Below are 25,422 nucleotides of genomic sequence, written 5' to 3'. Positions count from 1 at the left end.
AAGTAAAATTTACGACATATGAAAGAAATACTTACGACTTTCTTACACTTATTTATACTGCGGTAAAATTACGATGAAAACTGTTTCTTTATCGTTACTACGCACAGTGATATCTCCTTTATGGAGCTCTGCTATACTTTTCGCAATTGTAAGCCCCATTCCTTTCCCACCCGTATGAGAGCTACGTGATTTTTCACCACGATAAAACTTTTCAAAAACGTAAGGAAGGTTCTCTTTCGGAATGCATTGTCCAAAATTTTTAATTTCTATTTCAACATTCAGTTCTCTTTTTGAAATTCGAATTAAAATTTCCTTTCCAGCTTTCCCATACATAATGCTATTACTAACTACATTTTCCAATAGTCTCACTATAAGTGCTACATCAACTTCTACATGTAGCTCCTCTTCACTATTAATATAAAAACTCATATTCGCATCATCTAATTGTGGTACAAAATCTATCATAATTTGCTCAATTAATGCTTTCATATTTATTACATCTTTATGTAATTCAATTTCTCTATAATTTATTTGACAGTATTCTAGCAAATCATCTACCTGACTTTTTAATTCATAGCTTTTTCGCTTTAATACACTTACATATTGGTCACATTCTTCTACATTTGAATGCAGCTTATTTCCTAATAGGTCAGCATAACCTATTAGAGATGTTACAGGCGTTCGTAAGTCATGAGAGATATTACTAATCATTTCATTTTTCATTTCCTGTGATTTTTTTTCATTCTCAATAGACACTTTTAAACTTTTAGCCATTCCATTAACATTCTTCGCTAGTTCACTAATCTCATCGCTTTTCGAAATAGGTATATGTATTTCCAAATTACCATTGCTTATTTCCTTCACACTTTGGTTAATCTCATTCAATCTTTTTATAGTTGTTTTTGTCAGTAATGCAAAATATATAGTCGTTAAAAGAAGAAAAGCTATAAAATAAAGAAATGAATATCTTTCCTCTAGCACAGCAACATTATTATATATATGTCCAAATAAAATTTGAACTAATATCATACTTACTGTAGCTAATAAAATACTACATATGAATGCGAAAAAGAATTTAGCTCTAATTCCTTGTAATGATTTAATCTTCAATTTTATATCCGACTCCCCAAACATTTTGTATAAACTTCGGCTCTTTTGGATTCTCCTCTATTTTATTTCTTAATCTCGCAATATGAACCATCACCGTATTATTACTTTCATAAGCCCGTTCATTCCAAACACTTTCATATATCTCTTCAATTGTGAAAATACGATTTCTTGCTACTGCCATTAAATGCAAAATGGCGTACTCAGTTTTCGTAAGATTAATTGCTTGTCCATATAGCATTACTGTTCTCGACACTTCATCTATTTCTAAACCTCTAATGTTTATCTTTTTTTCAATTACTTGGACATTATTTTGATTGAAATATGTATATCTTCTTAATTGAGCTTTCACTCTTGCAATAAATTCAATTGTACTAAACGGCTTTACGATATAATCATCTGCCCCAGTACTAAATCCAATCACTTTATCTACATCTGATGATTTAGCGCTTAAAAACATAATTGGCAAACTATATTTCTCCCTTATCCTTCTACACAATTCAATCCCATCCATTTGAGGCATCATAACATCAAGGATAGCAAGTTGAACATTATTATTATTCAATACCTCTAACGCCTCTTCTCCGTTGTCAGCACTAAAAACAGTAAAACCTTCTTGTTTTAAATTCACAGTAATAAATCGAATAATATCTCGATCATCATCTACAATTAAAATTGAGTTTTTCTCCATATCTAAACCTCTTTTGAAATATATTCCACAGTCAATTTTAACATAAATCAAAATCATCATTACACCTTGAATAATCTTTATTTTCAGATTAAATTATATATATAATAACAAATACATTCTAATTTCATATGAACAGGAGTGAAGGCATGTTTCCTATATTAAAAACTGAGCGACTTGTTTTAAGAGAACTTACCGAAGAAGATGCACCGAGTATACTACATTGCTTTTCTAATACCGATGTCCTGCGCCATTATGGCCAAAAACCATTACAAAATTTGGATCAAGTAAAACAAATCCTAAATAATTTTAAGTTGAGTTACAACACAAGAAGCGGCATTAAATGGGGTATCGAATTAAAAGACAAAAAAGGGCTCATTGGAACAATTGGTTTTCACGATTGGTCTTCTGAACATAAACGAGCAAATATAAGTTATGCCTTTTTCCCTGAACACTGGGGAAATGGCTATGCTACTGAGGCCGTTTCTGAAATTATATGTTACGGCTTCCATACGCTTCATTTAAAACGTATCGGGGCAATTGTATTTCTTGAAAATGAGGCTTCAAATAAAGTTCTATTAAAATTAGGTTTTGAAAAAGAAGGGGTTCTAAAAAACTATATGTATCAAGATGATATCCCATATGATACGAATTTTTATTCTTTATTAAAATCGGTTTAATAGAAGTTATATTCAAAAAAGAAGCCTCACTTTTAAAAGTAAGGTTTCTTTTTTAGAATTAATATTTTTTCTTATTATCGATATAAGCATTCTTATAAGTATAAACGCCACCAAATTGATGTTTTTCAATTCCTTTTACATAATCCTTTTGTACATACGCTGAGCCAATATGATAAAGCGGTGCTATCGCAGCGTCCTCTAATAAAATACGCTCAGCCTCTTGCAGAGCTTCCCATCTTTTCTTATGCTCTAGTACAAGTTCATTTTTGGCTTTTTTAATTCGTTCATCATAATGGGGATTGGAATAATTCATTTTATTATTTGGATTATTCGTCGTAAATAGCTCTAAATAACTAATTGGGTCTTTATAGTCAGGTCCCCAATTTACCATAGCTATATCGTACTCACCTGTTTGTTCTAATTGTAATTTTTGCTTAAATGGCTGTTGTTTAATTTGTATCGTTAATCCATGCAAATTCTTTTCTAAGTCACCTTTTATATATTCTGCCATACGTTTTGCGTTATCTTGTTCAAACGTTAAAAACTCGAGTTTTACTTGTTCTACTCCAAGTTCTTTTTTCGCTTCTTCCCAAATCTTTTTCGCATTTTGTAAATCATATGGAGAAATATCTCCGTTTTCTTTTCTAAAATCTTTACCAGTCTCTTCATTTATATGACCAACTGGTACAAGTCCACTTGCAGGTTTTGCCCCGTTATTAATAAAGTGAGTAACAAAATCATCTTTATTTAACGCTAGTGATATAGACTGACGCACTTTTTTATTTGCTAGTGCGCTATTTTTTTCGTTAAAACGGAGCATCGCAATTCCAGGATCGCTCGACATATGCAATTCCTTGTTCCCTTTATACTTGTCTACAACTTGTGAATTAATAGCTACTCGATCCAGATTACCAGCTTCATATAAATTTACTGCTGTCATTGTATCTTTCACAATTTGAAAGTTTATTTCGTCTAATTTCACTTTCTTTTGATCCCAATATGTAGCATTCTTCTTTAATTGGAACTCTTGTTCATGCTTCCATTTTTCTAATACAAATGGGCCGTTATATATGAGATTACTAGGTTCCAATCCATAATTCTTTCCTTGTTCTTTTAAAAATGATTCGTGCTGTGGTAAGTAAATTGGGAGCGCTAGTAATTGTAAGAAATACGGAATTGGCTGTTCTAGTTCAACTTCTAACTTATAGTCATCTAGTACTTTTACTCCAAGTTCATTAAGAGGCATTACTCCCTTATTTATTTCTTTCGCATTTTTTATATAAAACAGCATGTATGCATATTGCGACGCTGTTTCATGGCTTAACGCTCGTCTCCACGCAAACATAAAATCATTTGCTGTTACTAGGTCTCCATTTGACCACTTTGCATCTTTACGCAAATGAAATGTATATTTTTTACCATCTTCACTTCTTTCAAACGATTTTGCTATAGCAGGAGTTGGATTATCTTGATCATCTAGCACATACAACCCTTCAAATATGTTTTGCATAACGTGTGCTGATGTACCATCCATCGTTTTCGTAGTATCAAGAGAAGGAATTTCTTCTGATACTGTTACATTTAACACTTGTTTTTTAGCTTCTGCATCACTTTTATTAGCTTTATTATTACAAGCTGTTAAAAATAAAGATGTAACAAGTGCCATTACCATTAAACGGCTCTTTTTTCGCTTCATGAATTGTGCTCCTTAATATAAAATATTATAAAACGTTATATATTATAGCAGAAATACCAATAGAAAGATGCGACATTACATTGAATATTTATTCGTTCAAGAAAAAAGCTACCCTTTTTAAAAAAGGATAGCTTTTTCAACCGACATGTAATACCTATCTTTGTAAACCTCGTTTATAACGACCTGCTTCGAATATTATACGCTCTTCATCTAATGTTTTACATTCACCATTCCAAACGACACGTTTTCCGTTAATAATTACATCGCTTATATCTTTTCCACTAGCAGCATACACAAGATGTGATAACACTTCATCTGCTGGTTGTAAATGCGGTTTATTAGATGGATCAATTGTAACAAAATCGGCACACTTTCCAACCTCAAGTGATCCCGTTTGTTTCATCCCAATTACTTCAGCTGCTCCTTTTGTTGCAAGAGAAAGAGCTGTTTCAACTGGCAATGCTGTTGCATCTTGATGAATACCCTTTTGTAATAAAGTCGCAATACGCATTTCTTCAAACATATCTAAATTATTATTAGACGCAACACTATCCGTTGCAATTCCTACTTTAATTCCTACCTCTAGCATCGCTTTTACATTCGCTATACCCGAACCTAGTTTTAAATTACTATTCGGATTATGAGCTACTCGAACATCATGTTCTGCTAAAAATGCACGCTCATTTTCATTTAGAACAACACCATGTGCAATGACTGTTGGTCGTTTAAATAATCCGCAACTTGCCGCATATTCTACTGGACGTTTTCCGTATCTTTCCTCAATATCACGTACTTCACGCTCTGTTTCAGAAAGATGGATATGAACCATAGTTTGATTTTCCACGGCAATACGTGCACACTCTTCTAACATTTCTGTAGAACATGTATATGGACTATGCGGAGCAACCATCGTAGTTAACATGCCACTTTCTTTATAGTAGCGCTTCACGTATTTCTCAGCTTCTTCTATCGCTTTCTTTTCATCTTCTTTCGTTCCAAAGCTGAATAAAGTTCTTGAAACTGCAGCTCGCATTCCGCTTTTTGATACCGTTTCCATAATTGCATCTTGGTCTACTCCAATTGGGTTAAACATATCAGAGAATGTTGTTGTACCACTTTTCACCATTTCAAGCAATCCTAATTCCGTACTAGCAACCGCAAGTTCTGGAGTAAACTGACTTTCAAGTGGCCAAATTCTCGTCTCTAACCACGGCTGTAATAACATATCATCTCCGATACCTCTCAAAAGGCTCATAACAACATGTGTATGTGTATTGACAAGCCCTGGTAAAACCCACTTCCCTTGCATATCTATCACTTCATCCACTTCATAATGAGAAGGGATTTCTCCGCTATTCACTTCTATAATTTGATCATCTTCTACAATGATATATCCGTTTTCTAACACTTCATTTTGTTCATTCAACGTTACAATCGTAGCGCTTACATAAGCTGTTTTCAAAAGTATTTCCCCTTTCAACTCTATGAAATTCCCTTTAATTAGTTACCACCATTATAGTAACTTATCGGAGATTAAGAGTCAAAAGATAATTTTAATTCTTTAACTATCTTTTCCTTCAAAATGTCATATTATTTTTCATTTGTATCTGCAAATGCTTCTTCATGGCTCGACTTCATGTCCATATAGTTTAATGTTTCATGAAATTGGGTCCAAGTAAAATCATACCTTTTCCCATCTACTGTATTGTAAAAATGCCATACTTCACCTATCTTCGTCTTTATCACAATTCTTGGACAATAAGGGCCGTTACATCACATTATTCCTTTGCTGGGCTTTCTCTCGTCCACTTAGAAATCGTTTCTATTGACCAAGATTTTCTTAATGCTTCATATAGTTGTTTAATCTTTATGCTATCCATTTACAGCATCTCCTGACATTTGCAGTTTTACACATCAAATTGTAAAAGCGGTAAAAGGCGATTTTTAAAAATTATTACTATTTGTAACACCGTTCAATATATTGAACGGTGTTACAAATGATTTAATTCACCTTTGCTCCATAACATCTCGCAACTGCAATCGCCTGCGCTATATCCAATTTCACATTTTTTAAATCGAAACTTTTAAAATCAACTCTATCAACTACAGCTCCTCTTAAATCCGCCCCACTAAGTTTTACCTTACCTAATTGAGCACCCGTTAAATCTGCTTCACGTAAGTCTGCTTTTTCTAAATTACATTCATACAAGTCAGCTTCAACTAAGCGAATTCCCTTTAATACTTGCTTACTTAAGTTCGCAAACCTAATATTTGTATATGACCAATCGCCTGATATAATTGTTATTCCGTCTAAATTTGCCTCTTCGAAGTCAGAACCAGTCATTTTACATTCTTCAAACTTAGAGACAAATAAATTTGCACCAAAAAACTTACAATTAGCAAATGTAGTTCCTTGGTGGATAGAAGCATTAAAAAGAGTACCAGTAAAATCACATTCTATGAAATTACAATTTTTAGTAAAAACTTCTGATGCATCTATCCCTCTAAAACGGCATTTTATGAAGGTACAATTTTTCAATTCCTCTTCTTTAATCAAAACATCTTGAAAATCTATTTCTACATATTCTTTATTTACAAATTCACTCATAATCAATCCTCCAATTTCTCAAAAAGCCTCACTTCAGCATGAAGTGAGGTTTCTTCTTATACAATATGCTCATCTAACCATGAAATCAAATCTTGAAATACATCTTCTCTATTCACTTCATGGAACATTTCATGTCTACCATTTTCATATAATCGAAGTGTTACATCTTTCACACCGCATTTTTTATAGTTTTCGTATACTTCTTTTACACCTTTCCCCATATCTCCAACTGGATCACGATTTCCAGAAAAAATATGTATTGGAAGTTCTTTCGGTGTCTTCTCATATTCTTCTATTTTATTTACTTCTAATACCCCATGAAATAATTCTCGGTAAAAACTAGTCGTACAAATGAATCCACATAACGGATCGGCAATATATTTATCAACCTGATTTATATCTGAAGATAGCCAATCAAATTTTGTACGATTCGGCTTAAAGTGTGAGTTGAAGTTTCCGAAAGATAAAAAGTTCAGCATCGGACTTTTCTTTTTCTTTCCGCGAAGTTTCATCTCAATTGTCGCTACTTTATGACCAACGATGCCTAAAAACCCCGGATTTCCCCCAGTTCCCGAAATGAGAAATCCATCATATAATTCACCTCTAAGTTGTACAGCCCGTCTAGATAAAAACGAGCCCATACTATGTCCAAGTAAAAACAGTGGACAGTTCTGTTCTTTTTTTATAGTTTCCGATACAAAGATTACATCAGACACAGCCTGATTCCAACCAATATCCGGCTCAAAATGCCCATAGTCTTCTTCTCTTTTCACTGTTTTCCCATGTCCTTTATGATCATGAGCATAAATACCATATCCTGCTTCTAATAAAGCATCAATGCATTCGGTGTAAGCACCTGCATGTTCTGTCATGCCATGTGCGATTTGAACAATCCCCCGCGGATTGCCTTCTGGTAACCATTTACGCAAATAAATTTCCGATTCATCCAATGCCGTAACGAAATTTTCCTGTATGTTCATTTCGACAGCCTCCAAATCTATTATGTATCTCTTTAATAAAATGAATTTATATTCATTATTCTTATTATGTATTATATGCAATTGCTCTCATTATGACAAATGATCTATTGTTTCAATTACATATTAAACTATTCTCTTGACGAACCAAAAATAAATTATATAGTTACTTACATAAAGTAATCACTATATTTTTAGGAGGTTTCAATTATGATGCCATCACTATTTTTAGCACATGGTTCACCAATGCTTGCTATTCAAGATACAGACTATACACGTTTTTTAAAAACACTTGGAGAAACATATAAACCGAAAGCAATTGTTATTTTCACCGCTCACTGGGAAAGTGAAATATTAACGATTTCCTCTTCAGATAACGAATATGAAACAATTTATGATTTCGGCGGATTCCCTCCTGAATTATATGAAATAAAATATCGATCTAAAGGTTCTTCTAACATTGCAACTATGCTGGAAACAAAATTTAAAGACAAAGGAATTCTAGTCCATAAAAATACGACGAGAGGTTTAGATCACGGTTCATGGACACTCCTGCATCGTATGTATCCAGAAGCAAATATTCCTGTCGTACAAATATCAGTAAATCCTTTCCTTCCCGCAAAAGAGCAATATGAAATTGGAAAAGCACTAAAAGGACTTGGACAAGAAGATATTTTAGTAATCGGTAGCGGGGTTACTGTTCATAATTTACGAGCATTAAAATGGAATGAAACCGCTCCGGAACAATGGGCGATTGAATTTGATGATTGGATTATAAATCATATGCATACTAGCGATAAAGATGCATTGTTTAACTGGGAAAGAAATGCTCCTCATGCACAATTAGCAGTGCCAAGAGCAGAGCATTTTGTTCCTTTATTTATCGCAATGGGTAGTGGTGAACAGACAGGGAAAGTCATTCACCGTAGCTACGAGCTTGGTACATTAAGTTATCTTTGCCTTCAATTTTAATGAAAAAGGATGAAGCAAATATTGCTTCATCCTTTTTACTGTTCATTCACCTAATTAACTAACTTCCAAATGTTGTTTCTCTGATACCTCTGCATTTTTACTATGAAAATAAACCCAAATACATGCAATAAATAATAATGATGATGTAGAGAAGAAAACATATTGGAATCCCGCATGAGCTGCAATTTGTCCACCAAGTACTGGCCCAATCATATTTCCTAAAAACTGAAACGATTGATTATATCCAAATATTCGTCCCGTTACATGGGTTGGCGTATGTTGTTTTAGCAGAGTTTGTACGGAAGGTAATAGTCCTGCTTGTGCAATACCTAATAAAAAGCGAAGAATTAATAGTTGCCAAGCTGAGGTTACAAATGCTTGCGGAATAAAAATAATTCCTGCAGCAAACAACGCTACAACTAACGTTTTTTGAGGTCCAATATGATCTGATAATCTTCCTAGCTTAGGGGCTGCTAAAATAACTGCTAATCCTGTCGCAGACATGACTGCACCTGCAATCATTTCAATATGATCTGTTCCTGGTCCTGCCAAATGCTTTACGTACAACGTAATAATAGGTTGAATCGACATATTTGCAAGCTGAATAATAAACGTTGCTACAAATAAACTCATAATTAATTGTTTTGCTGGCACCATCGTCCATACTTTCTTCGGCTGTGCTTTTTTTTCTTTAGCAGAATGCTTCTCTTCATGTAAGAAGAAAAAGACGATGAGAAAGGAAAGAAATAAAAAAGCTCCTGTAACTAGAAAGACATGACGCATTCCGATTAACTCAGACAAATACCCTCCGAGCAATGGCCCAAGTAAAGAACCGCTCACGCCTCCAGTTGAGATTGTAGAAATTGCCCAACCTGAATGTTCTCGCGGAGTTTCTGCCGCAATAAATGTCATCGATGTAGAAAGGAAACCTGATACCGCTCCCATTAAAAAACGAAGTGCGACTAGTTGATACACATCTGTCACAAACCCCATAAGCGTCATAATAATCGCCATTCCAAGGCTCGCACGAATGAGCATCAATTTCCGTCCATGTATATCACCGAGCTTTCCCCATATCGGTGATACAATCGCACCCATTAAAAATGTTACACCAAATGCAAGTCCCGACCACTGTGCAATACTAGAAGTTCCGGTCACCCCTAATTCCTCAATATAAAAAGATAAAAAAGGAATTACTAAACTCATACCGGCGGCAGTGGTAAAACAACCTAGCCAACAAATGATTAAATTTCGTTTCCAGCTGGCCATTTTCACACCTTCTTTCATTCGATACCCATTCTACACCCTTTCCTGTAAAAAGTTTAGTAATTTGATTTATACGTAATATTAATTACAAATCCCGTTATTTTCAAACAAAATACAAATATTTCCAACAAAAATCAACATCCTGATTTATAAATACTCACTACATCGACATAATGGTTTCATAATAAAACCAACTCCACTGCAAATGGAGTTGGTTAATTATCCTCTATCGGTATTAAACGTGCATTACAACACCTCTCATAAAATTCAATCGGACCTGCTTGTCCAATAATTGCATATTCAAATCCGCTTTTCTTCATGTTATATAAACAATAATGCAATAACTCCTTCCCTATACCGTTCACACGATTATTTTTTGTTGTCCCCATCGGGCCAAACAATCCTTTCTTACCTCCCACAACATCGTAACAAGCGAAACCAATGATTACTCCTTCCTGCTCAGCAATAAAAATAGGCACCTCTTCTTTATATGTCCGAAATCCATAATCTAAAGATTTTAACCAACGCTCACCAAATTCACCCTTAACAAAACGTGCCAACTTTTCAAAATCAGAAGAGACAGCTCTTCTAATATCACAGCATAAATTATTATAAATAGGATTAAATCTTTTTAATGCAACCGTCAAGTCTCTTGGCTCAGATGTAATTTGCAATACATCTTTTTGCACATTTTTACTTATAACCTTTTCAATAAATGTATCCACTTGAAAAAGCGCATATAAAACATGCCCTTCATTTATTAATACTTGCTGAAAACGTTCCATCCGTTTCTTCGCTACTTGTAAAATTTCTATCGTCTTATAAGAATATTTGTATTGCCCAGCCTCTATATACTCTTTTTCGTTTAAATAGTATCGTTGAAATAACGATATTTCCTCTAAAAAATTCTTGCCCAGCTTGTGAAATAAATACATATGTAACTCCGCGCAAACTCCAGTACCCTCCTTATAAGCACCTATCAATAGATGCACAGGATGAATAATACCTTTATTACACTCAGCCTCTCGCGTTGCAATCTCCAATATTTTATGTGCACGTTTTGTGAATTGGAAATCCTCCATCTATATTCCTTCCTCCTAAAAACTCAATATTAAACCGTAACCATACATAATTGAAACAATCATTCCAACTACCAATATACCTGGAAGTAAATTTGCCACTTTAATTTTAATAAATCCAAGTAAGTTTAATCCAATTGCAAAAATCATAATCCCACCAGTTGCTGTCATTTCAACTATAAATTGATTCATTAACTTTTCTGGTACAAAACTATTAATTTGTGTTGCAAAAATTGCAATGGCACCTTCATATAAAATAACTGGAATCGCTGAAAATACCACTCCAATCCCAAGAGTTGTCGTTAATATAATAGAAATGAATCCATCAATAATCGCTTTTGTGAATAAAACATCGTGATTCCCTCTAATACCACTGTCTAATGCGCCAAGTATCCCCATCGCTCCAATTGCAAAAATTAGAGTAGCTGTTACAAAACCTTCTGATATACTTCCTTTACCTTTCGATCCAACTTTATTTTCTAGCCATTCTCCTAACTGTTTTAATCTTTCTTCTAATTGTAGCCATTCTCCAATTACCGCACCAATAACTAAACTTAAAATCACAACGAGAAAATTTTCACTCTTCAATGCCATTTGAAGTCCAAGTGCAGCAACCGTTAAACCAATTGCATGCATAATCGTTCCTTTCATACTTTCTGGAATATTACTAAATAATTTACCAAACAAAGTTCCAATTATAATGCAGACCCCATTTACAACTGCTCCTAATATAACCATATTACATTCTCCATCCTCTGAATTCTTTATTACTATATTCTGGATTACACATTGCTTTAAAGGTTACCTATATGTTAACTTAATACTGAGAATATTAACAAATGATTTCCATTACTAAAAACCCGCTTTTTTAGCATCTATGAATCTATTTATACGTTATTTTCACTACATTCATTGTGGAAGTTCACGATTACGGTATACAGGGAACCTTTAGTCAGTGATAGATTTTTATCAGTTGAACAAAGCGGGACAAAACCAAAAGGGACGGTAGCTATGAAAACTTTATTAAAACGACTTATTTTAATAGCCTTTTTCATTACACCAATTGTTTTATTAATCAATTACACTTACATTTCAAAAGCAAAAAATAAATCAGATTTACAAAACGCATCAACCAAAGCAAATTCAACGACCGAAAAGAAAAATGAAGACCCTGAAATTACACTCACCTTCTCTGGTGATACAATGTTCGATTGGCAATTACGTCCTGTAATCGAAAAAAATGGGGCAGATTACCCATTCCAACATGTAAAAGAAGAAATAACGAAAGCTGATATCTCCTTTATTAATTTAGAGTCTGCATTTACAACGAGAGAAAAAAAAGTACCTGGGCAACAATTTTGGATTAAAAGCGATCCATCCACACTACAAGCAATTAAAAATACTGGATACGATATTATCAATATTGGCAATAACCATACGCTTGATTATGGACAAGATGGACTACTAGACACCATTTCTCACGTCGAAAAATTAAAACTACCTTACACTGGAGCCGGAAAAAATGCTGAAGATGCTTATACCGCTCGTGAACTAACTGTAAAAGGAAAAAAGTTTAAATTTCTTTCCTTTGTACGCTTTATGCCTAACTTTAATTGGGTAGCTGGTGACAATAAACCTGGCGTTGCAAACGGATATGATCTAGATCTTGTAACAAAAACGATTCAAGAGCAAAAGAAAGATGCTGATTATGTAATCGTTTATATGCATTGGGGCATCGAAAAATCTAATCGCCCAATAGATTACCAGAAACAATATGTTCCGAAAATGGTAGATGCAGGTGCTGATGCAATCGTTGGAAGTCACCCGCATTGGTTACAAGGGTTTGAGTATTACAATAAAGTTCCTATCGCATACTCGTTAGGAAACTTTTTATTCCCAAGTTATGTGAATGGAAAAAGCGCCGAAACTGGCGTATTAACTTTAACCTTTAAAGGAAAGGATGTCCAAATGTCATTCAATCCTTACATCATTCGCAACAACCAAGTTTCCCCTGTAAATGAAGAAGAAAAGAAAAAAGTACTACAATATTTACAAACGGTTTCAACTGATGTAGAAATTGATGATACTGGAAAAATAATAAACAAACGCAACTAAACAGCATGAGATCCATTTCTCTGTGATATACATTACAAAAAGGTGATGAATATGCTGAAAAACTTGTTAGAAAATATAAGTCTGTTAGAAAACATCTATGAAATATCTATAGCGATCCTGCTTTTATGTTCCGTTTTTTCTGTTAGACTTCTAAGAAAAATAAAGCGAGAGAGAAAACTTTCCCCCTTTGAATTTGCAATGTACGTAATCATTCGTATTGCAATACTTTTTTGGTTAACTAGCTTTATCCTTCTTGAATATGGAACGTATTTCGTTTAACTTTCAAAGAATAAAAAAGATAGAACAAGCAGGATTGCCCTCCGCTTGTATCTATCTTTTTTATTTCAAGTAGAATTGTATGTTAACTCTTTTCTTTTATTAAATAAGTAAATCAAACAGCACAGGATTTTTATTAAGCTCCACAAATTGAATGTTATTTTCTTGAAAACGAGTAATTAAAGCTTCATAGTCTTCCCTATGTTTTAATTCTACCCCCACTAAAGCTGGACCATTTTCTTTATTATGTTTCTTAATATACTCAAAGCGAGTAATATCATCTTCCGGTCCTAATCCTTTATCCAGAAACTCTCGTAGTGCTCCTGAACGTTGAGGAAATTCAATGATGAAGTAATGCTTTAATCCTTCATGAATAAGGGATCGTTCTTTCATTTCTTGCATTCTATCAATATCATTATTCCCACCACTTAACGTACATACAACTGTTTTCCCCTTTATTTCATCTCTGTATAGATCAAGTGCCGCAATAGAAAGTGCACCAGCCGGCTCTGCTACAATCGCATTTTTCTTATACAGTTCTAAAATCGTCGTACAAACCTTTCCCTCTGGTACTAAAACTATGTCATCAATTACATCTTTACAAGTTTCAAAAGTTAACTTTCCTACCTTCTTAACAGCTGCACCATCAACGAAACTATCAATCTTATCTAATGCAACATTTTCATTTTGAAGAAAGGCCTCTTTCATAGATGCAGCTCCCATCGGTTCTACACCGATTACCTTTGTAGTAGGACTAACCCCCTTTACATATGTACCAATACCAGATGCTAATCCACCACCGCCAATTGCTGTAAATATATAATCAACTGGTTTCTCCATATCATGCATAATTTCAACAGCGACTGTTCCTTGACCAGCAACGACATACGGATCATCAAACGGATGTACAAATGTCATCCTATTTTCCACACAATAGCGCTGCGCCTCTTGGAAAGAACTATCAAATGTATCACCAACTAATACAATTTCTGCGAAATCACCACCAAAAAATTCAACTTGTGATACTTTTTGCTTAGGTGTCGTTGTTGGCATGAAAATTTTTGACGGAATCTTCAATAAATTACACGTGTAAGCAACTCCTTGTGCATGATTACCAGCACTTGCACAAACAACACCATTTTGTAACTTTTCTTTCGGTAAACTTTGAATTAAATTATACGCACCACGAATTTTGAAAGAACGAATAACTTGTAAATCTTCTCGCTTAACGTATACGTCACATTCATATTTCTCAGATAAAACTGAATCTCGTTGTAACGGTGTTTTAATAACGATATCTTTCATGCAATTATGGGCCATTAAGATATCTTCAATTTTCACTCTCTCCTTTACATTTTGCACCATTCCATATCATCCTTATCTCTTTTTATATTGGCTCAATCAAAATTTGGGATTTTCAGAACTGCACCTGTATTCGCCGATGTTACCATTTGTGCATAACGTCCAAGCCACCCAGTTTTCACTTTTGGTTCTGGTCTTTTCCATTCTTTTTTACGCTTCTCTAATTCCTCATCGCTAACTCTCACTTCTAACAAGCGTTCCTCAACATCAATACATACAATATCTCCTTGTTCAAGAAGTGCAATCGTTCCGCCTGCAGCTGCTTCTGGTGAAACGTGCCCTACTGAAATACCACGTGAAGCACCAGAGAAGCGACCATCAGTTAAAAGTGCAACATCAGCTCCTAATCCCATACCAGCAATTGCTGATGTTGGTGCTAACATTTCCGGCATACCAGGTCCGCCTCTTGGTCCTTCATAGCGAATAACAACTACATCTCCTTTCTTAACTTTCCCAAGCATAATGCCTGCAAGCGCCTCATCTTGTGAATTAAAAATAACGCAAGGTCCTTCAAATCGTTTTACTTCTGTTGCTCCGCTTTTAATAACCGCTCCGTCTTTCGCAAGGTTTCCTTTTAATATACGTAATCCTCCTTCTTCACTATGAGGGTTTTCGAGAGAATGAATCACTTCCTTATCTTGAATCTCTGCATGAGCGATATTTTCTCGTAACGTTTGCCCAGTAGCAGTTATACGATCAAGGTGAAGCACCCCTTCTTTTCGGCTCATCTCTTTCAAAATTGCACTAATCCCGCCTGCTCGATCGATATCTTCCATATGCCAATTAGAAGCTGGACTTACTTTACATAAATGCGGTACACGCCTTGAAACTGCATCAATGCGGTTCATATCGTAATCTAACCCCGCCTCTTGTGCGAGTGCTAACGTGTGTAATACTGTATTCGTTGATCCACCCATCGCCATATCAAGTGCAAACGCATCATCAATTGCTTCTTCTGTTACAATGTCGCGTGGTTTAATATCTCTTTCAATTAAAATTTTTAATTTTTCTGCTGCCTGTTTAATTAACTCCTCACGTCTTGGATCAATCGCTAAAATACTCCCGTTACCAGGAAGAGCTAAGCCTAACACTTCACATAAACAGTTCATAGAGTTCGCTGTAAACATACCGGAACAAGAACCACAAGATGGACAGCCATGATCTTCAATATCCTTTAATTCTTCTTCTGAAATTTTCCCAGATTGGTAGGCTCCTACCCCTTCAAAAACAGAACTTAAATCGACAACTTCCCCTTTAGATGTTTTCCCAGCTGCCATCGGGCCACCTGAAACAAAAACAGTTGGAATGTTTATGCGAAGTGCAGCCATCATCATACCTGGTGTAATTTTGTCACAGTTTGGAATACAAATCATTCCGTCAAACCAGTGTGCATTTACAACCGTTTCTACTGAATCTGCAATGATTTCACGACTCGGAAGCGAATAACGCATACCGATATGGCCCATCGCAATACCGTCATCTACTCCAATTGTATTAAATTCAAATGGAACCATGCCTGCTGCACGCACTGCTTCTTTTACAAGTTTCCCAAACTCATTTAAGTGCTTATGACCTGGAATAATTTCAATAAAAGAATTACAAATTGCTATGAATGGTTTATCAAAATCTTCATCTTTTAAACCAGTTGCTTTTAATAAACTACGATGCGGAGCTTTATCAAAACCTTTTTTAATCATGTCACTTCTCATCTTGTCAAATCCCTTCTTACACATTTTTTCTCTTACTTAATCTATTTTTTAAAATAAAAACTCTCACCTCAGCAATCAACTACTACTTAATAGTAGCTTTGATTGCTGAGGCGAGAGTTTCGCGTTACCACTCAGCTTCCTTACACTTCTCACGAAATATAAGCTTTGTAGGTCCAACCAGACCCCCGTCCTTTTACCGGAGACGATGCCGCCGCCCTCTACTCGGTTTCCCTTTCGCAAGCGATGCTCCGAGGTGATCTTCAATGATTCGATTGTTACTACTCTCACAGCCTTGAAGTAGCTCTCTGAAACGATCATAATCATCTACTTTCCTCTTCTTTGCATATACATAATATAAATTCCGAAAATTCATAATTGACTTTTATTTGTTAAACGTATTATAGGACTTTGTTCTTTTCATTGTCAATATATTTTTTGAAAATTTATTTTTTAATCTCAATTCATATACTAAAAAGTTATTTATTTTTCTCAAAACAAAATTGGAGTGCACTTCTTACACGTACTCATATATTACTTAAGTATGTTTGCTTTTCTACATAAAGAAAAACAACTTAAAACATATAAAAAAATTATGAGGAGATGAGAGAAATATGTTAAAAGGTAAAATAGCATTAGTTACTGGAGCAAGCCGAGGAATTGGACGTGCTATCGCAAAGCGTTTAGCAAACGACGGTGCATTAGTTGCTGTTCATTATGGTAACAGAAAAGAAGATGCTGAAGAAACTGTTCATGAAATTCAATCAAATGGCGGATCAGCTTTTTCTATCGGTGCAAATCTTGAATCTTTACACGGTGTAGAAAACCTATATAATTCTTTAGATACTGAATTGCAAAAGCGAACTGGTGGAACGGAATTTGATATTTTAATAAACAACGCTGGAATTGGACCTGGTGCTTTTATTGAAAAAACAACTGAACAATTTTTTGATAGAATCGTTTCAGTAAATGCAAAAGCACCATTCTTCATCATCCGACAAGCTCTACCGCGTTTACGTGACAATAGCCGGATTGTTAATATCTCATCAGCCGCAACTCGCATTTCTTTACCTGATTTCGTTGCATATAGTATGACGAAAGGTGCAATTAACACAATGACTTTCACGCTAGCAAAACAGCTCGGAGCACGAGGAATAACGGTGAATGCAATACTTCCAGGCTTTATCAAAACAGATATGAACGCGGAACTCTTGAGCGATCCAATGATGAAACAATACGCTACTAACATTTCCACTTTCAATCGATTAGGTGAAGTAGAAGACATTGCCGACACTGCTGCGTTTCTAGCTTCCCCTGATAGTCGCTGGATTACTGGACAATTGATTGATGTGAGCGGTGGGTCTTGTTTATAAAAAACATATATTTTCAAATCTTTTTTATTGCGCAATAAAACAATTTATATAATACTGTATAAAACATATATATTTAGGAGGATTACAGCAATGTCAGAAAAAACATACGAACTCGCAACCTTCGCAGGTGGTTGTTTTTGGTGCATGGTAAAACCATTTGATGAGCTCCCTGGTATCCAAAACGTACTTTCCGGCTATGCAGGTGGTCATGTAGAAAACCCAACATACGAACAAGTAAAGACCGGAACATCTGGACATTTAGAAGTTGTTCAAATTACATTCGACCCTTCTATTTTCCCATATCAAAAATTACTAGATTTGTACTGGCCACAAATCGATCCAACTGATGATGACGGACAGTTTTTCGATCGCGGTCCATCTTACCGAACTGCTATTTTTTATCATAATGAAACGCAAAAAGAGCTTGCAGTAAAATCGAAGCAAACTCTAGCAGAAAGCGGTATGTTTAAAGATCCTATCGTAACTGAAATTCGTCCAGCTGCACCTTTTTATGAGGCAGAGGAATACCACCAACATTTCTATAAAAAGAATCCAGAGAAATATGCTACCGAGCAAAAAGAATCTGGTCGTGAAGATTTTATTAAAGAAAATTGGCAAAAAAAATAATAAAAATGCATCGTGCTTTCTTTTCAAAGCGCGATGCGTTTTTATCTTTGAAAAAAGTACCATACAATTATAAGAACAACCGTTGTTAATGTCCAAAGTACTATCTCGTTTTTCACCTTATTCTTTTTATTACTCATTTCATTCCCTCCTTATAGCTATTAAACATATTCAAGATTTCCTTTGTTTGATTGTCCACTTGATGAATTTGAATAAATCCGTACATATTCTTATAGCAAGACCACCAATTATTCCGATTGCAATCGCGATTAATAACACCTGTCCAAAACTAAGAGAAGTTGTGTACGTTATGTAGAGAACGATACATACAAGTAAAAAATCTGGTAAGAAAGTAAAAACTTTTTAAATATTTCTTCACCTCTCCTATGCTTTAATTGTAAATTATATCTTCTACTGTAGCTTTGAAATAAAGTTTGTTCAAAAATGCCATGTAAACTCTCATTTTATGAAAAAGAATAAGAACCCCTTTTGAAAAAGGATTCTTATTCAGCGGATTTAAGTTTGATCATTTTCTACATATCTTGTTCCATAATTACTCCTGAAATAAAATAATATTACTGGCGATTTGTTGTAAATTAAATATTGTTATTCCTCATCAACAAATATTTAGACTGACAAAATGGTTGTATCGTCCATTCACTTCTCATTGCACGTTCGTAACTTATTAATTTTTCAAATGACTCTAAACTAATGCTGCCATCCTGAAAAAATCTTGTAATTAATAGATTGATGTTCAGATAAATGGACAAAGCGATACAAGCACCACTTAATTGAATAAACTTATTTCTAAAACAATACCCATTAGCTCGTTCAGTGATTCTCTGGCTTGTTGTTATTAAAAACTAATTGCCGGGCAGTCGGATACTGCGCCAGCTACCTACATCGCATTGGCCGTATTCATTATCACCTACCGCTACCACCGTACCGTCAGATTTAAGACCGACGGTATGGGTACAACCCGCCGCTATCGCTACAATATCACGCCAATCACTTACATCACATTGACCATGTTTATTATTACCCACAGCCGTCACCATGCCGTCAGATTTAAGACCAATTGTATGATTACTCCCTGCCGCTATCGCTACAATATCACGCCAATCGCTTACATCGCATTGACCATGTTTATTATTACCCACAGCCGTCACCGTGCCATCCGATTTAAGACCAATGGTACGCCGCCAACCCGCCGCCACTGCTACAATATTATTCCAGTCGTTTACATCGCATTGGTTATGCTTATTCCAACCCACAGCTGCCACAGTACTGTCAGTTGTAAAACCGATTGTATGAGCATTACCTGTGTTCGTCGCCATATGAACATTACCCACCGCGACCGCTTCAATATCACGCCAGCCGCTTACATTGCATTCACCTTCTTTATTTCGCCCCACTGCTACCGCCGTGCCATCCGATTTAAGACCAACGGTATGACTACGACCCGCCGCTATCGTATCTTTAGGCCACCGTTTCACCTTTAACACCTCTTCTTTCGGTGAAATATAATCCATGTTTTACCTCCTTAAAAATAAGCAACTGTATCGAAATAGATATTTTTATCAAACTTTATTTGTAATCTAAATCTACAAAGGAAACCTATTACTACTTCTTCAAAAAATAAAAACCTCCAGTTTAAGTACTAGAGGTCTTCTATTTATTTATTTCTTCAATCTCTCAATAAAATCCTGTAATTTATCAAGCGATTTCATGTTATGGTTACAAGCAACACCATCTTTGCAAATATAATTCCCCTTTTTAACAAACGTTCCTGGGATCTTTCCTTTTATTTCAACTAAAAACATCCCTAATTCTTCATGCCCATGACATAATGAACAAATACTTTTTTTATTTATGCTTTGGAACGTTCCTTGTAGACCAACGAACTTATTATTATTTTTTGCAATTATAAATTTCCTGCTTGTTCCTTTATCAATCCAGCTTAAATAAGACGTTTCTTTCATATTAATTTCTTCCATATCAGGAATTTTTAATTTTTTCGCCTTAGGAAATAGTTTTTTTAACGTTTGTGCTGTAACTTCCTGAAATGGAATTACATACGGATTTAACTTCAGTAAAAATGATTCTGCATCTTCTCTATTTTCAACTGTTAATACCATATCAATTAACTCTTTTTGTTCGGTAGCCAAATTCTCAAAAACATTTAGTACTTTTTCAATAGCAAGAGATTTCAGTGCCGCAATAACCCCTCGATCATTTGCTGTCGCATGTCCATTTGCTAAAATATAAGCTTGTGACTTTATAAAATTATATTGATCACTTCTAATAAAAGCTTCCATCTTTATCACTCCATACAAATTGTTGGTCTAGTTTTATTGTATACAATGATCATGTTTTTTGATATGTAAAAGACGATTTACAAAAGAACTTTACATAACAAAACCGCCTCTAAGTTTCCCATTAGAGGCGGTTTCCTTATTTAGAATACACGATTTTTTTAATCGTTTCTCCGGACAGAAAATACTTTTCAGCAAGTTGATGAATAGCAATTCCACTTTTAAAAGCGTCTTTAATCGCTTTATTTCGTTCATCCAATTGCTTTCTTCCTCCAGATTGTGTACCCCATTTATAATGTTCCGTTTCTTGTTTTGGAATGTAAATTGTTTCACCTTGTACATACTTTTGAATTTCAATAATTAAACTTTCTGGTAAAACAGTCGCAGCTTTTACGTATTTCATTTCTGCTCGCCCCTTATTTTTTATGGTTCATTTCAATAAGGTGCAAAGCCAAATATAAAAAATAATACGAGCTCATTTGGGCGATTGTATATTACTTGTCTACCTCACGCAAAGTATCGCCATTTCCATACTTGGCTTTGCATGAGACGTTGCAGTGTCTGGCAATTGAATTATAATCGCCATATAAACACCTCCTAATATACCTTTTGCATTTTATTATATGACAAATCCTCTCACCTTGCACTTTCCATGCTTTCTCAAAGAAAAAGCACTAGCCTTTCGTTAAAACGATAGACTAGCGCTTTAGATTAAATGATTCCTAATACATTTAGGAATACGATAATAATCGCAATTGGTGCAATATAGCGAAGTAAGAATAACCATAATACGAATAATTTATAGCCTTTATTTTTACTTACACCAAGCTCTTTCATTAATACATCTTTCTTCATTTTCAACGGAACAAAGATGGAAACTAATAAAACACCAAGTGGCATTAGTATGTTACTAACCGCATAATCTGCTAAATCAAAAATTGTTTTTCCAAATGGTTTCACATCGCTTAACAAACCGAATGATAATGCTGATGGTACCCCAACAACGAAGATTAATAATCCTACGATTAAGGCCATTTTTTCACGTTTCCCTTTACCTTTTGCAGTTAAAGATGCAACGCTAATTTCTAACATCGAAATTGCTGATGTAATAGTAGCAAAGAAGAATAGTAATAAGAAAACGATGAAGAATAATTTTCCGAACGCCATTTTACTAAAAATAGCTGGCAATACGATAAATAATAGTCCCGGTCCTTGAGATGGTTCCATCCCAAATGCGAACACAACTGGGAAAATTGCAAGTCCTGCAAGTAATGTAATAACAAGCGTCAAAGCTACAATAGAAAATGCTGAACGCGGTAAACTTTCTTCTTTCGGTAAGTATGAGCTATACGTTACCATAACGGCTACACCGACAGATAGCGAGAAGAACGATTGCCCCATTGCATATAAAATAATTTCTGACGTTACGTTTGAGAAATCAGGTTGTAAGAAGAAGCGAACTCCTTCTCCAGCACCGTCTAACGTAAGTGCACGAACAATTAATACAAAGAATAAAACGAATAATGCTGGCATGAAATATTTATTTACTTTTTCAACACCATTTTGTACACCTTTACTTACGATAAAAATAGTAATAAGGATGAATAATAGCTGTGATCCAACTGCTAAATACGGATTGGAAATGATTTCACCAAACATAGCTTCGTATGCCCCATTTCCTTCCCATAGTCTACCTGTAATTGCATTCCATAAATATAATATAATCCAACCTCCTACAACGCTGTAGAAAGAAAGTAATATGAAACATGTTACAATCCCCAACTTACCTAACCACGGCCATAACGTTTTAGGTGCAATTTCTCTGTACGCATCAACGGCCTCTTTTTGTGTACTTCTTCCAATAACGAATTCGGCTAATAATAGCGGTAAACCAATTAATAATGTGAATCCGATGAAAATAAGGAAGAACGCGCCGCCTCCTCCGATGCCGGCCATATACGGGAATTTCCAAATCGCCCCAAGACCAATTGCTGAACCTGCTGCAGCTAATATGAAGCCTAATTTCGATGTCCATTGCTGTGAATTCATTTATTTATCTCCTCTCTTTATCTTTTTTCTGTTTTACAATTCGGTATTTATATTGTTCTATCAATACTCTTTTCTAATACACTCACTTCCTCCCTAATAAAGTGAAACTTTAATCAGTGGGGGGTGTCCATCCCCCACTGATTATTAGCCCTCACCAATCGGGCATTTACGGGCAGTTATCTCCCACCTAACTTCCTCGCATTCGCCAAATTTTGAGGTGTGAGTCTTACTGCCCGTTAATGCGGGATAAAAAAACGCCCCTACGTAAACACGTAGGGACGACAAAAATATCGCGGTACCACCCTAGTTATGAAGATACAACAAAAGTAAGACCTAAATAAAAAACGTCCCTACGCAAATACGTAGGGACGATAAAATATCGCGGTACCACCCTAGTTATGAAGACACAACAAAGTTAAGACCTAAATAAAAAACGTCCCTACGTAAATACGTAGGGACGATATATATCGCGGTACCACCCTAGTTGTGAAAAAAATCTTCACCACTTTATTTGATAACGGTATGCACTACCGTCTTTCATTTCCTCACAATGTAAGATTTATGAAAGATGCTCCAGGACGAACTTCATGAATAATCTATATACTGATTCACACCAACCATCAGCTCTCTGAAATAGGGAGATTTTCACTACTATACCCTTTCATTGCCCAAATATTATTTTCCGAATTGATTACTATCATTTTTATCATACATTAAAAATAGTGTCAACTCATATTTTGAATTTTTATGTATTACATTCTATTTAAAAATTCAAAATATGACTTTTGTATGAATAGTATTAGAACATTTATGGTTTATACTGTATTAACTTCTCTAGCAGGTTTATAGTAGTATACGATGAATGCAAGACAGCACGAGTAGGAGGAAAGGATTTTGTCTACTTCAAAAGTTTTAAAAGGCACTGCTTTATTAAGCGGTGCAACAATGATTTCACGAATTTTAGGTTTTATATACTTTTTCCCCTTTCAATTATTAGTTGGAACACAAGGGGTCGCTTTATATGGCTACGCATACTCTTGGTACGGTATTTTATTAAGCTTTTCAACAGCTGGTATTCCTATTGCCGTCTCCAAATTTGTTGCAAAACATAATGCACTTGGTAATTACAGTACAAGTAAAAAATTATATAACTCTAGCGTAAAATTGATGCTATTTATGGGGTTTTTAGGATTTTTAATTTTATTTATTGGAGCACCATACATATCACAATTTATTATTCGTTCTAAAACACCTGATCCAAAATTTATCGCCGACGTAACACTTACGATGCGAGCATTAAGTTTCGCTCTTATTATCGTACCAGCTATGAGTGTTACACGTGGTTATTTCCAAGGTTTTCAACATATGAAACCAAGTGCTGTTTCTCAAGTCGTAGAACAAATTGCACGTGTCGTTTTCATTTTAGTTGGTAGTTTTATCGTCTCCAAATTATTAGGTGGTTCAGTAGCTTCTTCTGTTGCCGTTGCTACGTTTGGCGCTGTTATCGGGGCACTTGCCAGCGTCTCTATTTTAATGCTGTACTGGAAAAAGTATAACGGATTAAAGCCTCCTGAAGGTGAATTAAAGTCAAGGGCATCCGATATTCCATTAAAAAATATTTATATGGAATTACTTCGATATGCAATCCCAATTGTATTTGTTGGTATTGCAATTCCCCTCTATACGTTAGTAGATCAATATACCGTAGCTGATGTCCTTAGAGCGATGGGAGAGCCGTTAGAAACCGCGAATGCAGTTTTCGCTTATATAACGAACTATGCACAAAAGTTAATTATGATTCCAGCTTCACTTGCAACCGGATTCTCATTAACGATAATTCCAGCTATAACGAAATCATTTACAAGCGGGAAGCTAGATGAATTACAAGGACAAATTTCAAAGATATTTCAAGTATTATTATTCTTCACTATCCCAGCAGCATTCGGTTTAGCTAGTATCGCTTACGATGCATTCCGCATGGTTTATGTAAATCCTGAAATTGCACTTGGTGGATCACAATATTTAATTTCATTTGCACCTTCTGCTGTATTAAGTGCGATTTTCACAGTTTCAGCTGCTATATTACAAGGAATTGATTATCAAAGAAAAACAATGATTGCATTCTCAGTCGGTATTCTCGTTAAAATTGTGGTGAACACACCGCTCTTACATTTATTCGGTGGACATGGTGCTGTACTTGGAACAATTCTTGGATATCTCGTTTCAAATATTATTATGCTGTACTGCATCGTTAAGTTTGCGAAATTCAAAATTGGTGAAACAGCAAAAACAGTATTTCTAATTACGATTTACTCCGCAGCAATGTCTGCTGTTGTAATCGCATTAAGAGCATTTATAAGCTGGATTATTCCTGGACAATCTTATATAGAATCACTGATCATTGTGTTTATATGCGCCGCAGCAGGAGGACTTGTTTATCTTTTATTCGTATTAACGAGTGGACTTGCTTCGCATATTCTCGGTGATAGGATTCAACGATTACCCATACTAGGAAAATTAGTAAAATAA

At 35.1% G+C, this 25,422-nt stretch carries 23 protein-coding genes, 2 pseudogenes and 1 other annotated feature; of the genes and pseudogenes, 7 read left to right on the top strand and 18 right to left on the bottom strand.

Annotated elements, in window-relative coordinates:
* Window positions 1-48 precede the first annotated feature (48 nt).
* Together MR071_RS05620 and MR071_RS05615 are read right to left on the bottom strand one after the other, a co-directional pair.
* Entirely contained in the window at window positions 49-1,110 is a 1,062-nt protein-coding gene (locus MR071_RS05620) for a sensor histidine kinase (protein WP_242235331.1), read from the bottom strand.
* Window positions 1,100-1,798: a response regulator transcription factor gene (locus MR071_RS05615; RefSeq protein ID WP_105583809.1), complete on the bottom strand. Its 699-nt coding sequence runs from the start codon at window positions 1,796-1,798 to the stop codon at window positions 1,100-1,102. The genes MR071_RS05620 and MR071_RS05615 overlap by 11 nt, the downstream gene beginning before the upstream one ends.
* Window positions 1,799-1,944: 146 nt before the next feature.
* On the opposite strand from MR071_RS05615, the gene MR071_RS05610 reads away from it, so the two are divergent.
* A complete protein-coding gene (locus tag MR071_RS05610) occupies window positions 1,945-2,475 on the top strand; it encodes a GNAT family N-acetyltransferase (RefSeq protein WP_105583810.1) in 531 nt (176 codons plus the stop codon).
* 58 nt (window positions 2,476-2,533) lie between these two features.
* Here the strand turns inward: MR071_RS05610 and MR071_RS05605 are convergent, their stop codons facing one another.
* The 5 genes and pseudogenes from MR071_RS05605 to MR071_RS05585 form a co-directional block, all read right to left on the bottom strand.
* Window positions 2,534-4,171 (bottom strand): peptide ABC transporter substrate-binding protein, encoded by a 1,638-nt coding sequence (locus tag MR071_RS05605; protein WP_105583811.1) that lies wholly within the window; start codon window positions 4,169-4,171, stop codon window positions 2,534-2,536.
* A 154-nt stretch (window positions 4,172-4,325) separates the two neighbouring features.
* Window positions 4,326-5,651, bottom strand: coding sequence for a bifunctional S-methyl-5'-thioadenosine deaminase/S-adenosylhomocysteine deaminase (locus tag MR071_RS05600; protein ID WP_142395705.1), 1,326 nt, complete (start codon window positions 5,649-5,651; stop codon window positions 4,326-4,328).
* 110 nt (window positions 5,652-5,761) lie between these two features.
* A pseudogene (locus MR071_RS05595) lies at window positions 5,762-6,051 on the bottom strand (YunG family protein).
* 122 nt (window positions 6,052-6,173) lie between these two features.
* A complete protein-coding gene (locus MR071_RS05590; RefSeq protein WP_242235329.1) occupies window positions 6,174-6,779 on the bottom strand; it encodes a pentapeptide repeat-containing protein in 606 nt (201 codons plus the stop codon).
* A gap of 56 nt (window positions 6,780-6,835) precedes the next feature.
* Window positions 6,836-7,759: an alpha/beta fold hydrolase gene (locus tag MR071_RS05585; protein WP_105583814.1), complete on the bottom strand. Its 924-nt coding sequence runs from the start codon at window positions 7,757-7,759 to the stop codon at window positions 6,836-6,838.
* Window positions 7,760-7,966: 207 nt separating this feature from the next.
* On the opposite strand from MR071_RS05585, the gene MR071_RS05580 reads away from it, so the two are divergent.
* Window positions 7,967-8,728 carry a DODA-type extradiol aromatic ring-opening family dioxygenase gene (locus MR071_RS05580; protein ID WP_105583815.1) on the top strand — a complete coding sequence of 254 codons (762 nt, stop codon included), beginning with the start codon at window positions 7,967-7,969 and terminating at the stop codon, window positions 8,726-8,728.
* 54 nt (window positions 8,729-8,782) lie between these two features.
* Here MR071_RS05580 and MR071_RS05575 read toward each other — a convergent pair whose 3' ends face one another.
* The 3 genes from MR071_RS05575 to MR071_RS05565 all read right to left on the bottom strand — a co-directional run bounded on the left by MR071_RS05575 (window position 8,783) and on the right by MR071_RS05565 (window position 11,811).
* A complete protein-coding gene (locus MR071_RS05575) occupies window positions 8,783-9,997 on the bottom strand; it encodes a multidrug efflux MFS transporter (protein WP_242235327.1) in 1,215 nt (404 codons plus the stop codon).
* 212 nt (window positions 9,998-10,209) lie between these two features.
* The gene (locus MR071_RS05570) at window positions 10,210-11,076 is read right to left on the bottom strand and encodes a GNAT family N-acetyltransferase (protein ID WP_242235325.1); all 867 of its coding nucleotides are present in this window, start codon (window positions 11,074-11,076) and stop codon (window positions 10,210-10,212) included.
* A 15-nt stretch (window positions 11,077-11,091) separates the two neighbouring features.
* A complete protein-coding gene (locus MR071_RS05565) occupies window positions 11,092-11,811 on the bottom strand; it encodes a DUF554 domain-containing protein (protein ID WP_105583818.1) in 720 nt (239 codons plus the stop codon).
* A gap of 273 nt (window positions 11,812-12,084) precedes the next feature.
* Between MR071_RS05565 and MR071_RS05560 the strand changes: the two genes are divergently transcribed.
* Together MR071_RS05560 and MR071_RS05555 are read left to right on the top strand one after the other, a co-directional pair.
* Entirely contained in the window at window positions 12,085-13,188 is a 1,104-nt protein-coding gene (locus MR071_RS05560; protein ID WP_242235322.1) for a CapA family protein, read from the top strand.
* A 51-nt stretch (window positions 13,189-13,239) separates the two neighbouring features.
* The gene (locus tag MR071_RS05555; RefSeq protein WP_105583820.1) at window positions 13,240-13,467 is read left to right on the top strand and encodes a hypothetical protein; all 228 of its coding nucleotides are present in this window, start codon (window positions 13,240-13,242) and stop codon (window positions 13,465-13,467) included.
* A 99-nt stretch (window positions 13,468-13,566) separates the two neighbouring features.
* Here MR071_RS05555 and ilvA read toward each other — a convergent pair whose 3' ends face one another.
* From ilvA to MR071_RS25945, 3 genes are all read right to left on the bottom strand, one after another.
* Window positions 13,567-14,829 carry a threonine ammonia-lyase IlvA gene (gene ilvA, locus MR071_RS05550; protein WP_105583821.1) on the bottom strand — a complete coding sequence of 421 codons (1,263 nt, stop codon included), beginning with the start codon at window positions 14,827-14,829 and terminating at the stop codon, window positions 13,567-13,569.
* A gap of 32 nt (window positions 14,830-14,861) precedes the next feature.
* Window positions 14,862-16,535 carry a dihydroxy-acid dehydratase gene (ilvD, locus tag MR071_RS05545; protein ID WP_105583822.1) on the bottom strand — a complete coding sequence of 558 codons (1,674 nt, stop codon included), beginning with the start codon at window positions 16,533-16,535 and terminating at the stop codon, window positions 14,862-14,864.
* A gap of 193 nt (window positions 16,536-16,728) precedes the next feature.
* The gene (locus tag MR071_RS25945; RefSeq protein WP_472926927.1) at window positions 16,729-16,908 is read right to left on the bottom strand and encodes a hypothetical protein; all 180 of its coding nucleotides are present in this window, start codon (window positions 16,906-16,908) and stop codon (window positions 16,729-16,731) included.
* A 238-nt stretch (window positions 16,909-17,146) separates the two neighbouring features.
* Between MR071_RS25945 and MR071_RS05540 the strand changes: the two genes are divergently transcribed.
* Entirely contained in the window at window positions 17,147-17,905 is a 759-nt protein-coding gene (locus MR071_RS05540) for an SDR family oxidoreductase (RefSeq protein WP_242235320.1), read from the top strand.
* 90 nt (window positions 17,906-17,995) lie between these two features.
* The gene (msrA, locus tag MR071_RS05535; RefSeq protein ID WP_105583825.1) at window positions 17,996-18,532 is read left to right on the top strand and encodes a peptide-methionine (S)-S-oxide reductase MsrA; all 537 of its coding nucleotides are present in this window, start codon (window positions 17,996-17,998) and stop codon (window positions 18,530-18,532) included.
* 168 nt (window positions 18,533-18,700) lie between these two features.
* Here msrA and MR071_RS25750 read toward each other — a convergent pair.
* The 5 genes and pseudogenes from MR071_RS25750 to MR071_RS05515 all read right to left on the bottom strand — a co-directional run bounded on the left by MR071_RS25750 (window position 18,701) and on the right by MR071_RS05515 (window position 22,893).
* Window positions 18,701-18,900: pseudogene (locus MR071_RS25750) on the bottom strand (hypothetical protein).
* A gap of 492 nt (window positions 18,901-19,392) precedes the next feature.
* Window positions 19,393-20,061, bottom strand: coding sequence for an RCC1 domain-containing protein (locus tag MR071_RS05530; RefSeq protein WP_242235318.1), 669 nt, complete (start codon window positions 20,059-20,061; stop codon window positions 19,393-19,395).
* Window positions 20,062-20,208: 147 nt separating this feature from the next.
* Window positions 20,209-20,847 carry a FusB/FusC family EF-G-binding protein gene (locus tag MR071_RS05525; RefSeq protein ID WP_105583829.1) on the bottom strand — a complete coding sequence of 213 codons (639 nt, stop codon included), beginning with the start codon at window positions 20,845-20,847 and terminating at the stop codon, window positions 20,209-20,211.
* Between the two features lie 136 nt (window positions 20,848-20,983).
* Window positions 20,984-21,247: a CD3324 family protein gene (locus MR071_RS05520; RefSeq protein WP_002171359.1), complete on the bottom strand. Its 264-nt coding sequence runs from the start codon at window positions 21,245-21,247 to the stop codon at window positions 20,984-20,986.
* Window positions 21,248-21,555: 308 nt separating this feature from the next.
* Window positions 21,556-22,893 (bottom strand): sodium-dependent transporter, encoded by a 1,338-nt coding sequence (locus MR071_RS05515; protein WP_105583830.1) that lies wholly within the window; start codon window positions 22,891-22,893, stop codon window positions 21,556-21,558.
* 450 nt (window positions 22,894-23,343) lie between these two features.
* Window positions 23,344-23,567: a binding site (T-box leader), on the bottom strand.
* Window positions 23,568-23,787: 220 nt separating this feature from the next.
* Here MR071_RS05515 and MR071_RS05510 point away from each other — a divergent pair.
* Window positions 23,788-25,422, top strand: a complete 1,635-nt coding sequence (locus MR071_RS05510; RefSeq protein WP_105583831.1) for a putative polysaccharide biosynthesis protein — start codon at window positions 23,788-23,790, stop codon at window positions 25,420-25,422.

Origin of the sequence: Bacillus cereus group sp. BfR-BA-01316 (assembly GCF_022664195.1) — a bacterium.
Lineage (GTDB): Bacteria > Bacillota > Bacilli > Bacillales > Bacillaceae_G > Bacillus_A.
Note: the sequence above shows the minus strand (reverse complement) of the source record. Positions and strands in the feature narration are given on the sequence as shown.

Bases quoted from the DNA above. Each gene is read 5' to 3' on its own strand.
- MR071_RS05615 (WP_105583809.1), bottom strand. From the start codon at position 1,798: ATGGAGAAAAACTCAATTTTAATTGTAGATGATGATCGAGATATTATT.
- MR071_RS05610 (WP_105583810.1), top strand. From the start codon at position 1,945: ATGTTTCCTATATTAAAAACTGAGCGACTTGTTTTAAGAGAACTTACC.
- MR071_RS05605 (WP_105583811.1), bottom strand. From the start codon at position 4,171: ATGAAGCGAAAAAAGAGCCGTTTAATGGTAATGGCACTTGTTACATCT.
- MR071_RS05590 (WP_242235329.1), bottom strand. From the start codon at position 6,779: ATGAGTGAATTTGTAAATAAAGAATATGTAGAAATAGATTTTCAAGAT.
- MR071_RS05585 (WP_105583814.1), bottom strand. From the start codon at position 7,759: ATGAACATACAGGAAAATTTCGTTACGGCATTGGATGAATCGGAAATT.
- MR071_RS05580 (WP_105583815.1), top strand. From the start codon at position 7,967: ATGATGCCATCACTATTTTTAGCACATGGTTCACCAATGCTTGCTATT.
- MR071_RS05575 (WP_242235327.1), bottom strand. From the start codon at position 9,997: ATGGCCAGCTGGAAACGAAATTTAATCATTTGTTGGCTAGGTTGTTTT.
- MR071_RS05570 (WP_242235325.1), bottom strand. From the start codon at position 11,076: ATGGAGGATTTCCAATTCACAAAACGTGCACATAAAATATTGGAGATT.
- MR071_RS05565 (WP_105583818.1), bottom strand. From the start codon at position 11,811: ATGGTTATATTAGGAGCAGTTGTAAATGGGGTCTGCATTATAATTGGA.
- MR071_RS05560 (WP_242235322.1), top strand. From the start codon at position 12,085: ATGAAAACTTTATTAAAACGACTTATTTTAATAGCCTTTTTCATTACA.
- MR071_RS05555 (WP_105583820.1), top strand. From the start codon at position 13,240: ATGCTGAAAAACTTGTTAGAAAATATAAGTCTGTTAGAAAACATCTAT.
- ilvA (WP_105583821.1), bottom strand. From the start codon at position 14,829: ATGGTGCAAAATGTAAAGGAGAGAGTGAAAATTGAAGATATCTTAATG.
- ilvD (WP_105583822.1), bottom strand. From the start codon at position 16,535: ATGAGAAGTGACATGATTAAAAAAGGTTTTGATAAAGCTCCGCATCGT.
- MR071_RS25945 (WP_472926927.1), bottom strand. From the start codon at position 16,908: ATGAATTTTCGGAATTTATATTATGTATATGCAAAGAAGAGGAAAGTA.
- MR071_RS05540 (WP_242235320.1), top strand. From the start codon at position 17,147: ATGTTAAAAGGTAAAATAGCATTAGTTACTGGAGCAAGCCGAGGAATT.
- msrA (WP_105583825.1), top strand. From the start codon at position 17,996: ATGTCAGAAAAAACATACGAACTCGCAACCTTCGCAGGTGGTTGTTTT.
- MR071_RS05530 (WP_242235318.1), bottom strand. From the start codon at position 20,061: ATGGATTATATTTCACCGAAAGAAGAGGTGTTAAAGGTGAAACGGTGG.
- MR071_RS05525 (WP_105583829.1), bottom strand. From the start codon at position 20,847: ATGGAAGCTTTTATTAGAAGTGATCAATATAATTTTATAAAGTCACAA.
- MR071_RS05520 (WP_002171359.1), bottom strand. From the start codon at position 21,247: ATGAAATACGTAAAAGCTGCGACTGTTTTACCAGAAAGTTTAATTATT.
- MR071_RS05515 (WP_105583830.1), bottom strand. From the start codon at position 22,893: ATGAATTCACAGCAATGGACATCGAAATTAGGCTTCATATTAGCTGCA.